The sequence below is a fragment of the Streptomyces sp. NPDC002698 genome, assembly GCF_042888945.1.
Classification (GTDB): Bacteria; Actinomycetota; Actinomycetes; order Streptomycetales; family Streptomycetaceae; genus Streptomyces.
In genome coordinates this window covers 136,934-149,239 of the sequence record NZ_JBIAQM010000017.1, presented here as the reverse complement: position 1 = coordinate 149,239, position 12,306 = coordinate 136,934, and the positions used below count along the sequence as shown (strand labels likewise).

The window sequence follows — 12,306 nt, the reverse complement described above, 5'->3', positions numbered from 1 at the left end:
GGGGGAGACCGTCCGGCATGACGGACCGTTCGCTGGGGAATGCACGCCTCAGCGCATCGGGACGCCGCGAAGGGTTCCGGGCGGCGAATTGGCGTAGAGGGCGGGTTTCACGGGGCCGATTCCCTGCCTATCCTGAAGGGGACCCCCGGTCGCCCCGGCGACTGCACGATGAGGAGGACTCCGTGCCGCTCTCGGAGCACGAGCAGCGAATGCTCGAGCAGATGGAGCGAGCGCTGTACGCCGAAGATCCCAAGTTCGCGACAGCGCTTGAGGGAAGCGGGCTGCGTACGTACACCCGGCGACGGGTCTACCAGGCGGTCGTCGGCTTCCTGGTTGGTATTGCGCTCCTCATGGCTGGAATGGTCGCGGTTCAGATCTGGCTGAGCGTGGTGGGCTTCCTCGTCATGCTGGGCTGTGCGGTGCTCGCCGTCACCGGTTGGCGCAAAGCTCCCAAGCCGGGTGAGCAGCCGACCGTGCCGGGCTCGCCCGCAGCTCGTCGGCAGAGCCGACAACGCCGCTCCATGATGGACCGCATCGAACAGCGCTGGCAGCGTCGTCGCGACGAGCAGGGCGGCAACTGAGCCTCCGGCTTCGCCGCAGCCGACATACGTGTGAAGGGTCGTCCACCCACATCCGGGTGGACGACCCTTCACGCGTATGCGCTGCCGAAGCCCCGGAAACGCTGGCCCTTGAAGTACCAGGACCGACGCGCCAAGCCCGACGCGCCAAGCCCGACGCGCCAAGCCCGACGCGCCAAGCCCGACGCGCCAAGCCCGAAGTGCCCGCCTCGTGGTGCCGGGTCCGTTATGCCGTTCCCCGTCGGCCCCCGCCAGGCGGGCCCCCGCCAGGCCGGGGAACTGCTCAAGCCTGGCGGAGGGGGAGGGACCTGGGGCGGTCCGCGTCAGCCGTTCTGGCGCGACGGACGGTGGAACAGGGCCTGCCGACGGGCGGACAGCCGGGTTGCCAGAGCTGTCCAGGCGGCAGAGGCCATCCAGATCACCCGGACGGCCGAACGGGGGAGGAAGAGAGCACGCAGGCGCGCGGGACCGCTCGCGGACGTCCTGAAGGACTCCCCGACCCGGCGCGCGTCGTTCGCGAGGCCCGCCATCGGCCGGGGGTGCGGAGCGTAGAGAACCAGCTCCACGGCCACGGCCAGCCGGTACACCGCCGCCGCGGCCTCCGGATCCAGTTCCCCGAGCCCGACGATCCGCTCGGCCGTCTTCCTCGGTGTCTGCGACTCCGTCGGCCCGATCCCGTAGTCCCACGCCGTATCGGTCACCTCCGACCAGGCCCCCAGCGTGTACGCCGCCACGTCCGCCTCGGTGCGGCCGTGGCCGCCGAGCCGGACCGCCCGTACCCGCAGCCGCCACAGCATGGGCAGCAGCAGCACTCCCAGGACCAGGAGCCCGGCCAGCGTCAGCAGGAGGATCGCCGTCCAGGGCCCGTCGTCGTCCGCGGGGCCGAGCGCCGCCGCCTCGGACTGCTCCGGGCAGGCCGCCAGCTTCCGCAGCTGGGGCGAGCAGCTCTCGCTCGCCGACGGTTCGGCCGAGGGCGCCGCGGACGTCGAGAGCGTCGGCTTCGGGGCCGCGGACTCGGCCTCGCCCGGTGTGTTCGTCTGGGTGTACGACGGCACCGACCCCCGGCTCGGGGTCGGCTCGAAACGGGTCCAGCCCACGCCCTCGAAGTACAGCTCGGGCCAGGCGTGCGCGTCCCGCAGCCCCACCGCCATCGAACCGTCCGCCTGCGGGGTCCCCGCCGTGAAGCCGACCGCCACGCGGGCCGGAATCCCGAGGGTGCGCGCCATCGAGGCCATCGCGAAGGAGAAGTGGACGCAGAAGCCCTCCTTCTTCTTCAGGAAGTTCGCGATCGCGGCGGAGCCGCTGCCGGCCTGCACCTGGGTGTTGTACCGGAAGTCGCCGCTGACGGCGAAGTAGTCCTGGAGCTTGACCGCCTGCTCGTAGTGGTTGGCCGAGCCCGCGGTGACCTTGCGGGCCGTTTTCGCCACCACCGCGGGCAGCGACCTCGGAACCTGGGTGTACTCGCGCCTCATCGCGGGCGAGGCCTCCGGGGCGCCCGCCAGCTGCTGCGCCGTCGGTACCACCATCAGGCTCGTGACCTCGTACCGCACGCCACGGGTGTTCTGCCCGTGGTCGCCGACGAGGGTGCGCCCCACCGGTTCGTAACGCCAGCTGCCCTTGATGTCCACCTTGCTGGCCGGATACGGCATCGGCAGCCAGTCCTGCGCGTACCAGTCGGCCGCCGCGATCCGGGTCCGGATCGCCGCCCGCTTGACCTGGCCGTCCAGACCGACCGGCGCCGGGAACGTCTTCGGCACGTCCACGATGTGGCGCTGCGCCGGCTTCCACGCCGTGCCGTCGAAGTCGTCCAGCGAGACGATCCGCAGATACAGGTTCTGTGTGTCCGCGGTGTCCGTGCGGTACGTCAAGACCGTGCGGTCCTCGTCCACGTTCAGACTGTCGCGGAGCGAGACCAACGGGTTCACCGCGGCGATCGTGCCGCCGCCCCCGGTGCCGTTGCCGATGCCCCGGCCCGCGCCGTCCAGCAGACCGCCGTCGAGCCCGGGCAGCGCGAACGGCACGAACAGGGCGACGACCACGGCGACCGCCCCGATCCGCCGCCCGAAGCGGACGGGCGCGACGACACCGCTCGCGGACTCCTGGCCGGGTGCCCGGGCCGCTCCGCCGAAGACGCGGCCCCACTGCGAGAGCCGGTCCCGGCTCTCGGTCAGCAGCAGCATCAGATAGCCGGTCGCCGCGAGCAGGAAGCACAGCCAGCCCGCGCCGCCGTTGAGGCCCGCGGCGACCGAGTACAGGGCGAGCAGCGGAAGGCCGGCGGGCGCGGCGCTGCGGTAGGTCACCGCGAGGGTGTCCACCAGGAGCCCGATCACCAGGACGCCGCCGATCATCATCAGCCGGATCCCGTCCGACAGCGGAGCCGGGATCGAGTACCTGCCGATGTCGTCGGCGCCCGCCTGGAGCAGTGCCGAGAAGTGCTGGAAGGCCTCGGGCCCGGGGACGATCCCGGCGAGGGCCTGTTGCCGGGCGAAGATCAGCGTCAGCAGCATCAGCGTCGCCAGCGCCTGGGCCGCCACGGTCAGAGGCCGGGCCAGCGGGACCCTCCGGGTCAGCGCCCCGACCCCGGTCTGCACGGCCAGCAGGAACGCCGCCTGGAAGATCCACGTCTCCGGACTCACCAGCGGCAGCAGAGCGGTCGACGTCATCACCGTGGCCGCCGCCGCCCACAGCGCCAATCGGGCCCGCCCGCTCATACGCCACCATCCCCCGCGGTAGTACCCGTCGACGCCACATGCGTGCGCTGACGGTCCGCCTCGCGCCACAGCCCGGCGAGCGACGCCCCCCGCGGCACCCTCACGGCGGTCCAGCCCGCCTCGCGCAGCATGCGCACCGGGTCCGTGCCCTCCGACGGGCCGGGCGCCTCGGCCGGCTCCCGCACCCAGGACTCACTGTCCAGCAGAAACGCGATGGCCCCGCCGCTGCGCTGGCGCATCTTGCCGAGCACGTCCGCCTGCTCCTCGTCGAGATCGCCGAGGAAGGCGATCAGCAGTCCTTCGTCGCCGCCGCGCAGCACTTCGTACGCCCGGGACAGGCCCGTGCCGTCCGAGTGGTCGACGACGGCGAGCGTGTCCATCATCATCCCCGCCGCGTCCGCCGACTCCTGGCTCGTGCCCGCGAACCCGTCGGAGCCCTCGCCGGGCACCGAACTGCCGGTGTCCGTCAGAAGGCGTACCGAGAAGCTCCGTTCGAGCATGTGCAGCAGCGTGGACGCCGTTCCCGAGACCGCCCATTCGAAGGCCGAGTCGGGTCCCACGCCCTGGAAGGCGATGCCCCGGGTGTCCAGCAGCACGGTGCAGCGGGAGCGCTGGGGCTGTTCCTCGCGGCGGACCATCAGCTCGCCGTAGCGGGCGGTCAGCCGCCAGTGCACACGGCGCAGGTCGTCGCCGTAGCGGTACCCGCGCGGAATGATGTCGTCCTCGCCGGCCAGGGTGAGCGAGCTCTGCCGTCCGTCGCCGTACCCCTTCGCGTCGCCGGTCAGCCGCACCGGTGGCAGCGTCTCCACGCGCGGTATGACGGTCAGGGTGTCGTACGCCGAGAAGTCGCGGGTCAGCTCGCACATGCCGAACGCGTCGGTCAGCCGAAGTTGCAGCGGGCCCAGCGGATAGCGGCCGCGCAGGTCCGAGCGGACCCGGTAGGACACCTCGCGGCGGCCGCCCGCCTCCACCCGGTCCAGCACGAAGCGCGGGCGTGGACCGAGGACGTACGGAACCTTGTCCTGGAGCATCAGCAGGCCGGTGGGCAGCCGCGAGATGTTGTCCATGCGCAGATGCACGCGGGCCTCGGAGCCCGCGGGCACGCGCCCGGGGGAGAGCCTGCGGCTGCCCGCGACCCGGTAGCGGGTGCGGTACAGCACGGCCGCGCAGAGCAGCGGCACGATCGCGAGGAGCAGGCCGACCCGGCGCAGATCGTTCTGCCCCAGCACGTACGCGCAGATGATCGCGGCCACACCGGCGGCCAGGAACGAGCGACCGCGTGTGGTGAGCCCGGCGAGCGCGGTGCGCAGCCCGCCCTTGTCCCCCTCGGCGGTGTGCTCCGTGCTCGCCTGTTTCATCACAGCCTCCGGGGCGGCTGCTGACCGAACGTGGGCGCGCCCCGGCCCATCGAGAGGCCGGACTGCTGGGGAGCGGCGGGCACCTGGGTGCGCTGGAGGATCTCCTGCACGACCTGCTCGGACGTGCGGCGGTTCAACTGCGCCTGGGCCGTGGGCAGCAGGCGGTGGGCCAGGACCGCGGAGGCGAGCGCCTGCACATCGTCCGGCAGGGCGAAGTCCCGGCCGCTGAGAGCGGCGGACGCCTTCGCCGCGCGCAGCAGATGCAGCGTGGCACGCGGTGAGGCACCGAGTCTCAGGTCGGGGTGGGTGCGCGTGGCGGCCACGAGGTCCACCGCGTAGCGGCGCACCGGGTCGGCGACATGGACGGTGCGGACCGCGTCGATCAGTTTCACGATGTCGTGCGCGTGGGCGACCGGCTGGAGGTCGTCCAGCGGGCTCACGCCGCCGTGGACGTCCAGCATCTGCAGTTCGGCTTCCGCGCTGGGGTAGCCGATGGAGACACGGGCCATGAAGCGGTCGCGCTGGGCCTCCGGCAGAGGGTAGGTGCCCTCCATCTCGACCGGGTTCTGGGTGGCCACCACCATGAACGGGCTGGGCAGTTCGTAGGTCTGCCCGTCGATGGTGACCTGGCGCTCCTCCATCGACTCCAGGAGCGCGGACTGCGTCTTGGGCGAGGCGCGGTTGATCTCGTCGCCGATCACGATCTGCGCGAAGATCGCGCCCGGCTTGAACTCGAAGTCCCGGCGCTGCTGGTCCCAGATCGACACACCCGTGATGTCCGAGGGCAGCAGGTCGGGCGTGAACTGGATGCGCCGTACCGAGCAGTCGATGGAACGCGCCAGCGCCTTGGCCAGCATGGTCTTGCCGACGCCGGGGACATCCTCGATCAGAAGATGTCCCTCGGCGAGCAGCACGGTCAGCGAAAGCCGTACGACCTCAGGCTTGCCTTCGATCACTCCTTCCACCGAACCGCGGACACGCTCCGCAGTGGCGGTCAGATCTGTGAGGCTCGCTCGATCGTCATAGGTCGTCACCCGGCCCTCCTAGGCCCGTTCGGGCCGACGCCCTGTGCGGACCGGCCCACCCCGAAACACGGGCACCACGCGCGAAAGGTTCCGCGTGACGCCACACCCGCATTCTTGTTGCCGTTACCGGTTCGTGTCATCCGCCTGTGGACAAGTGGCCGCGATATGTCAGTTCTTACGGCTCTTTGGGCACCGGACAGCCGGGGTTTTGGTGCAGAGAGGGTCCCACGAGCTGCGGAGGACCGGCGACCGGGGGCTCCCGCGGGGCCCGTCAGGAGGGGTCGATCTCCCGCAGCAGGCCCGTCGTGACATCGAAGACGAAGCCCCGTACGTCGTCGGTGTGCACCAGAAAAGGGGAGGTGCGCACGCGCTGCATCGACTGCCGTACGTCCTGTTCGACGTCCCGGAAGGCCTCGACCGCCCAGGCGGGGCGCTGGCCGACCTCCATCTCCAGGTCGTGCCGGAACTCCTCCGTGAGGGATTCCAGGCCACAGCCGGTGTGGTGGATGAGGGCCACGCTGCGGGTGCCGAGGGCGCGCTGGCTGATGGTGAGGGAGCGGATCACGTCGTCGGTGACCACGCCGCCCGCGTTGCGGATGGTGTGGCAGTCGCCGAGCTGCAGGCCGAGCGCGGCGTGCAGGTCGAGACGGGCGTCCATGCACGCGACCACGGCGACCCGCAGCACGGGGCGGGCGTCCATTCCCGGGTCGGAGAAGGCGGCGGCGTATTTCCCGTTCGCGTCGACGAGTCGGTCGGTGACCGTGCGTCCCTCGTCTATGGCGTCTTCGGGTTCGGTGGGAACAGATGCGGAAGTCGACATACCTGTGACGTTACTGGTCACGCCTGGGCCGGTCCTGTTGTGAGAGGGGACAAAGAATGTCATCGCGGCTTGTTGTGAGGTAATCCACACGGGCGGTGACGACGTGCCCGTTCGGGTGATTCTTCCGGATCCGCGGCTTCGGTCCGAGCGCCGTCCGCGACGCGCAAGCCGGTTGGTTGACCGCGCGACACCGTGGACTAAAGTGACGCGAAGCGGGAGGCGAGGCTCTCCCCGTTGGACTGTTTTCCCCAGGAGACCCGGCGACTTTCCGGAGTTTCCCCGCGTGCGCGGCGCGTACGTACGGCTCGGCCTCCTCCTGCTCCCGGTCGGCCGACGCCCTTCATCCGGCGCCGGCAGGCCTCCCCTTCCCGAGCGGGTGGGGACCCGGCGGTGCGTACGGCCGCGCCGGACCTGAGAGGGCCCGGAATGAAAGGGCGCGAAGCGCTTCCCGACGAGGGTGACAGCGGGCGACCGGAGGGACAGAGCCGACACGTCCCGGTCATGCTCCGGCGGTGCCTGGACATGCTGGCCCCGGCCCTCGCCGAGCCGGGAGCCGTGGTCGTCGACTGCACGCTCGGGCTCGGCGGTCACAGCGAGGCACTGCTCACCCGGTTCCCCGGAGTGCGGCTCGTCGCCCTGGACCGTGACAAGGAGGCGCTGCGCCTCTCCGGAGAGCGGCTCGCCCCCTACGGTGACCGCGCCGCGCTGGTGCACGCCGTCTACGACGAACTGCCCGACGTGCTCGACCGCCTGGACATCCCGCGCGTCCAGGGCATCCTGTTCGACCTCGGTGTCTCGTCCATGCAACTCGACGAGGCCGACCGGGGGTTCGCGTACGCGCAGGACGCCCCGCTCGACATGCGCATGGACCAGACGACGGGCATGAGCGCCGCCGAGGTGCTCAACACCTACCCGCCGGGCGAACTGGTGCGGATCCTGCGGGCGTACGGCGAGGAGAAGCAGGCCAAGCGGATCGTCTCCGCGGTCGTGCGCGAGCGCGAGAAGGACCCCTTCACCAACAGCGCGCGGCTCGTCGAGCTGATCCGTGACGCGCTGCCCCAGGCGGCCAAGCGCACCGGCGGCAACCCCGCCAAGCGCACCTTCCAGGCGCTGCGCATCGAGGTCAACGGCGAACTGAGTGTCCTGGAGAGGGCGATTCCCGCGGCCGTGAAGGCCCTCGCCGTCGGCGGCCGCATCGCCGTGCTGTCGTACCACTCGCTGGAGGACCGGCTGGTCAAGCAGGTGTTCGCGGCCGGCGCCGCCAACACCGCGCCGCCCGGACTGCCGGTGGTCCCCGAGCGCTACCAGCCCCGGCTCAAGCTCCTCACCCGCGGTGCCGAACTTCCCACCGAGGAAGAGGTCGCCGAGAACCGGCGGGCCGCTCCCGCCCGGCTGCGGGGAGCGGAGCGCATCCGCGAGGAGTCCGCCGAGTGAGGCGCGGGGAGAAGGAGGGGCCGTGAGGCGGAAACCCGGGCTCGCGCGACGCCGTGGGCCCGATTCCCGGACCCGCCGGACGGCGGGGACCGGGCATCCGGACCCGCGCCGGTTCCCCGGGACCGGGAACCGGACGCACGACGGGTTCGTGAATAGGGGAACCGGACCCATGGAGCGGCCGTGAAGGCGGCGCACCAGAGCCACAGGGAGGGCGCGTGAGCGGCAGACCCGAACTCAGGGGACGGGCCGCCCGGCTCGCGCGGCTCCTCCCGTCCGGGGCCGGGCAGGCGGCCCGCACCCCCTTCGTCCTCCTGGTCGTCCTTCTCCTCGGCGGCGGCCTCATCGGGCTCCTCGTGCTGAACTCGGCGCTCAGCGAAGGCGCGTTCCGGCTCGACGACCTCCAGAAGGAGACCAAGAGCCTGACCGACGAGGAACAGGCCCTCCAGCGGGACGTGGACGCCTACTCGGCCCCCGACGCCCTCCAGCGCCGCGCCCGCGAACTCGGCATGGTCCCCGGCGGCGATCCGGCCTTCCTCGGCCCCGACGGCAAGGTCAGGGGCGTTCCCGGAGCCGCCGGATCCGCCGCGCGCGCCCCGATGGTTCCCCCGCCCGAGGTCCTCGCCCCCTCCCCGGCCCGCACCCCGAGCCGGGCCGCGGGAGCGTCCACACAGCCCCCCACGACCCCTGGCAGGTGACGGAAGTGTCCGACAGGGAACCGCCGCGCCGCCGGCCGCCCGGCCCCGCCGGGCCCGCGCGCCGCCCCGGCCGGAACCGTCCGGGGCCGGGTGCCCGCCCGGTACGCCGCCCGGCCGCGAACCGCTCCGACGGCCCGCGTCTCATCCGGCTCGGCAGCCCGCGCCCCCGTCTGCGCATGGTCAGCCTCGCCCTGACGCTGGTGATGATCGCGTTCGTCGTACGGCTCCTCCAGGTGCAGGCCGTGGACGCGGGCACCTACGCCGCCAAGGCCGAGCAGAACCGCTACGTCGGGCGCACCCTGGCCGCCGAGCGCGGCGGGATCACCGACCGGGACGGCGTCGAACTGGCGACGAGCGTGGACGCCTACGACATCACCGCGGACCCGACGATGTTCACCCGCGAGGCCACCGAGGTGGGGGACGCGCCCGAACAGGCCGCCGCGCTCCTCGGCCCGATCATCGGCCAGGACGTCGACACCGTCGCCAGGAAGCTGCGGACGGAGAACACCCGCTACGTCCTCCTCGCGCACCGCCGCACCCCCCAGGTCTGGCAGCAGATCAAGGACCTGAAGGGCACCCTCGGGACCAAGGCCGAGACCGACCGGAGCACGGTCAACGTCCTCGCGGGCGTCCTCGCGGTACCGGCCAGCAAGCGGGTGTACCCGAACGGCGACCTCGCCGCCGGGATACTGGGCTGGGTCAACGCCGAGGGCAAGGGCGGCGGCGGCATCGAGCAGCAGCTGGACAAGGAGCTCACCGGCAAGGACGGCAAGATCCGCTACGCCCAGTCCGGGGGCCGTCAGGTGCCGACCGTGGGCTCCACCGAGACCCCGGCCGTGGCCGGGTCCGACGTCGAGCTCACCATCGACCGGGACATCCAGTGGGCCGCGCAGGACGCCATCACCGAGCAGGTGAAGAAGTCCAGGGCGGACCGCGGCTACGTGATAGTGCAGGACACCAGGACCGGCCAGATCCTCGCCATGGCCAACGCTCCCGGCTTCGACCCCAACGACCTCACCCAGGCCGACGCGGCGGCCATGGGCAACGCGGCGCTCCAGGACGCGTACGAGCCCGGCTCCACCGCCAAGCTGATGTCGATGGCCGCCGTCCTCCAGGAGAACGCCGCGACGCCCGCGACCCATGTCGTCGTGCCCAACCGGCTGCACCGCGGCGACCGGCTCTTCCAGGACGACGTCGACCACAAGACCTGGAACCTCACGCTCAACGGCGTGCTCGCCATGTCCAGCAACATCGGCACCATCCTGGCGACCGGCCAGCTCGGGAAGACCCAGAAACAGGCCAACCAGGTCCTCTACTCGTATCTGCGCAAGTTCGGCATCGGCAGCCACACCGGGCTCGGTTTCCCCGGCGAGACGGCGGGCATCCTCGCTCCCGCCGACAAGTGGTCGACCTCGCAGCAGTACACGATCCCTTTCGGCCAGGGCGTGTCGATCAACGCGATGCAGGCGGCCTCCGTCTACTCGACGATCGCCAACGGCGGCGTCCGCGTCGAACCGACCCTGGTGCGCGGCACGAAGGGGCCCGACGGCCGCTTCACACCCGCCGCCGAGCCGAGGAAGACCCGGGTCGTGAGCGAGAAGACGGCGAAGACACTCGCCCAGATGCTGGAGTCCGTGGTGGACGACAAGCAGGGCACCGGCATCAGGGCGCGCATCCCCGGGTACCGGGTCGCGGGCAAGACCGGTACGGCCAACCGCGTGGATCCGGCCACCGGGAAGTACCACGGCTACACCTCCTCCTTCGCCGGCTTCGCCCCCGCCGACAAGCCCCGGATCACCGTCTACTGCGCGATCCAGAACGCCACGAAGGGCAGCTACTTCGGCGGCCAGATCTGCGGACCCGTCTTCAAGCAGGTGATGGAGTTCGCCCTCAAGACCCTTCAGGTCCCGCCCACCGGCGCGCCCGCCGCCCGTCTGCCCGTGGAGTTCAAGCCGTGACCGCCCCCGACCGCACGCCCTGATCAGCCCTCACGCACAACGGACCAGGAACCACTCGTGACAACGATCACCCCGGACCCCGGGAACCAGCCCACCCCTCACACCCCGTCCGCGCCCTCGCTTCGCCCCGGCGGGGGTGAGCCCGGTACGCTCACCGCCGTGCCACAAGCTGATCAGTCCCAAACCACCCAGAAGGGCGTCCCTGTGACATATCCGGGGCCGCCGCGTCCGGTTCACGTCTCCGCCATCCCCGTCGCGGAGCTGGCCGATCAGCTGGGCGCCGAGAAGCCGGCGAGCGGCGCCGGGGTCACGGGCATCACCCATGACTCCCGGGCGGTGCGGCCCGGCGACGTGTACGCCGCCCTGCCCGGCGCCCGTCTGCACGGAGCCGACTTCGTGACCCAGGCGGCCGGCCTCGGCGCCGTCGCCGTGCTCACCGACCCGACCGGCGCCGACCGCGCCGCGGCCACCGGTCTGCCGGTCCTCGTCGTCGAGAACCCGCGCGGATCGATGGGAGAGCTGGCGGCCACCATCTACGGCCACCCGGGGCGCGATCTCCTCCAGATCGGCATCACGGGCACCTCCGGCAAGACCACGACGGCCTACCTCGTCGAGGGCGGCCTCAAGACGGTCCGCTCCACCGGCCTGATCGGCACCGTCGAGATGCGCATCGGCGACGAGCGCATCAAGTCCGAGCGCACCACACCCGAGGCCACCGACCTCCAGGCCCTGTTCGCCGTCATGCGCGAGCGCGGGGTCGACTCCGTCGCGATGGAGGTCTCCAGCCACGCGCTGGTCCTCGGCCGCGTCGACGGCTGCGTCTTCGACGTCGCCGTCTTCAACAACCTCAGCCCGGAACACATGGAGTTCCACACGGGCATGGAGGACTACTTCCAGGCCAAGGCCCAGCTGTTCACGGCCAGGCGCAGCCGGCTCGGCGTCGTGAACCTCGACGACGAGTACGGCCGCAGGCTCGCCGGGGAGGCCACCGTCCCCGTCGTCACCTTCTCCGCCGAGGGCCACCCGGACGCCGACTGGCGCGCCGAGGAGGTCGAGGTCGGCCCGATGGACTCGACGTTCACCGCGGTCGGCCCCAAGGGCGAGCGGATCACCGCCCGCTCGCCGCTCGCCGGCCCCTTCAACGTGGCGAACACGCTCGCCGCGATCGTCGCCCTCGCCGCCGCCGGGATCGACCCGCAGACCGCGGCCGACGGCATCGCCGCCGTCCCCGGGGTCCCGGGCCGGCTGGAGCGCGTGGACGAGGGCCAGCCCTACCTCGCCGTCGTCGACTACGCCCACAAGACGGACGCCGTCGAATCCGTCCTGCGCGCCCTGCGCAAGGTGACCGAGGGCAGACTGCACGTGGTGCTCGGCTGCGGCGGCGACCGTGACAGGACCAAGAGGAAGCCGATGGGCGCGGCCGTGGCCCGGCTCGCCGACACCGCCGTCCTCACCTCCGACAACCCCCGTTCCGAGGATCCGCTCGCGATCCTCGCCACGATGCTCGCGGGAGCCGCCGAGGTACCGGCCCACGAGCGGGGCGAGGTCCAGGTCTTCGAGGACCGGGCCGCCGCCATCGCCGCGGTCGTCGCGCGCGCAAAGCCGGGAGACACCGTGCTGGTCGCGGGCAAGGGCCACGAGCAGGGCCAGGACATCGCCGGGGTGGTGCGTCCCTTCGACGACCGCCAGGTGCTTCGCGAAGCTATCCAGCAGACCCAGGGATGAAC

9 protein-coding genes are annotated in these 12,306 nt (G+C 71.8%); 5 read left to right on the top strand and 4 right to left on the bottom strand.

What is annotated here, in order from left to right; translation table 11 throughout:
* The first annotated feature begins 182 nt into the window (after window positions 1-182).
* Entirely contained in the window at window positions 183-581 is a 399-nt protein-coding gene (locus ACFYW9_RS24015) for a DUF3040 domain-containing protein (RefSeq protein WP_326788291.1), read from the top strand.
* A gap of 320 nt (window positions 582-901) precedes the next feature.
* Here the strand turns inward: ACFYW9_RS24015 and ACFYW9_RS24010 are convergent, their stop codons facing one another.
* From ACFYW9_RS24010 to ACFYW9_RS23995, 4 genes are all read right to left on the bottom strand, one after another.
* A complete protein-coding gene (locus ACFYW9_RS24010) occupies window positions 902-3,289 on the bottom strand; it encodes a transglutaminaseTgpA domain-containing protein (protein ID WP_389153850.1) in 2,388 nt (795 codons plus the stop codon).
* Window positions 3,286-4,647, bottom strand: coding sequence for a DUF58 domain-containing protein (locus tag ACFYW9_RS24005; RefSeq protein WP_389153847.1), 1,362 nt, complete (start codon window positions 4,645-4,647; stop codon window positions 3,286-3,288). The genes ACFYW9_RS24010 and ACFYW9_RS24005 overlap by 4 nt, the downstream gene beginning before the upstream one ends.
* Window positions 4,647-5,681, bottom strand: a complete 1,035-nt coding sequence (locus ACFYW9_RS24000) for a MoxR family ATPase (protein ID WP_351867483.1) — start codon at window positions 5,679-5,681, stop codon at window positions 4,647-4,649. Before ACFYW9_RS24000 ends, ACFYW9_RS24005 begins: the two co-directional genes overlap by 1 nt.
* Before the next feature lie 262 nt (window positions 5,682-5,943).
* The gene (locus ACFYW9_RS23995) at window positions 5,944-6,492 is read right to left on the bottom strand and encodes a carbonic anhydrase (RefSeq protein WP_351867481.1); all 549 of its coding nucleotides are present in this window, start codon (window positions 6,490-6,492) and stop codon (window positions 5,944-5,946) included.
* A 426-nt stretch (window positions 6,493-6,918) separates the two neighbouring features.
* On the opposite strand from ACFYW9_RS23995, the gene rsmH reads away from it, so the two are divergent.
* The 4 genes from rsmH (at window position 6,919) to ACFYW9_RS23975 (ending at window position 12,304) form a co-directional block, all read left to right on the top strand.
* A complete protein-coding gene (rsmH, locus tag ACFYW9_RS23990; protein WP_326788296.1) occupies window positions 6,919-7,926 on the top strand; it encodes a 16S rRNA (cytosine(1402)-N(4))-methyltransferase RsmH in 1,008 nt (335 codons plus the stop codon).
* A gap of 215 nt (window positions 7,927-8,141) precedes the next feature.
* Window positions 8,142-8,621, top strand: a complete 480-nt coding sequence (locus tag ACFYW9_RS23985) for a septum formation initiator family protein (RefSeq protein WP_389153842.1) — start codon at window positions 8,142-8,144, stop codon at window positions 8,619-8,621.
* Between the two features lie 5 nt (window positions 8,622-8,626).
* On the top strand, window positions 8,627-10,579 hold the full coding sequence (locus ACFYW9_RS23980) for a peptidoglycan D,D-transpeptidase FtsI family protein (protein WP_389153839.1): 1,953 nt from the start codon (window positions 8,627-8,629) through the stop codon (window positions 10,577-10,579).
* A 204-nt stretch (window positions 10,580-10,783) separates the two neighbouring features.
* Window positions 10,784-12,304, top strand: a complete 1,521-nt coding sequence (locus ACFYW9_RS23975; RefSeq protein ID WP_389153836.1) for a UDP-N-acetylmuramoyl-L-alanyl-D-glutamate--2,6-diaminopimelate ligase — start codon at window positions 10,784-10,786, stop codon at window positions 12,302-12,304.
* Window positions 12,305-12,306: the final 2 nt, after the last annotated feature.

Bases quoted from the DNA above. Each gene is read 5' to 3' on its own strand.
- ACFYW9_RS24010 (WP_389153850.1), bottom strand. From the start codon at position 3,289: ATGAGCGGGCGGGCCCGATTGGCGCTGTGGGCGGCGGCGGCCACGGTG.
- ACFYW9_RS23995 (WP_351867481.1), bottom strand. From the start codon at position 6,492: ATGTCGACTTCCGCATCTGTTCCCACCGAACCCGAAGACGCCATAGAC.
- ACFYW9_RS24005 (WP_389153847.1), bottom strand. From the start codon at position 4,647: ATGAAACAGGCGAGCACGGAGCACACCGCCGAGGGGGACAAGGGCGGG.
- rsmH (WP_326788296.1), top strand. From the start codon at position 6,919: ATGAAAGGGCGCGAAGCGCTTCCCGACGAGGGTGACAGCGGGCGACCG.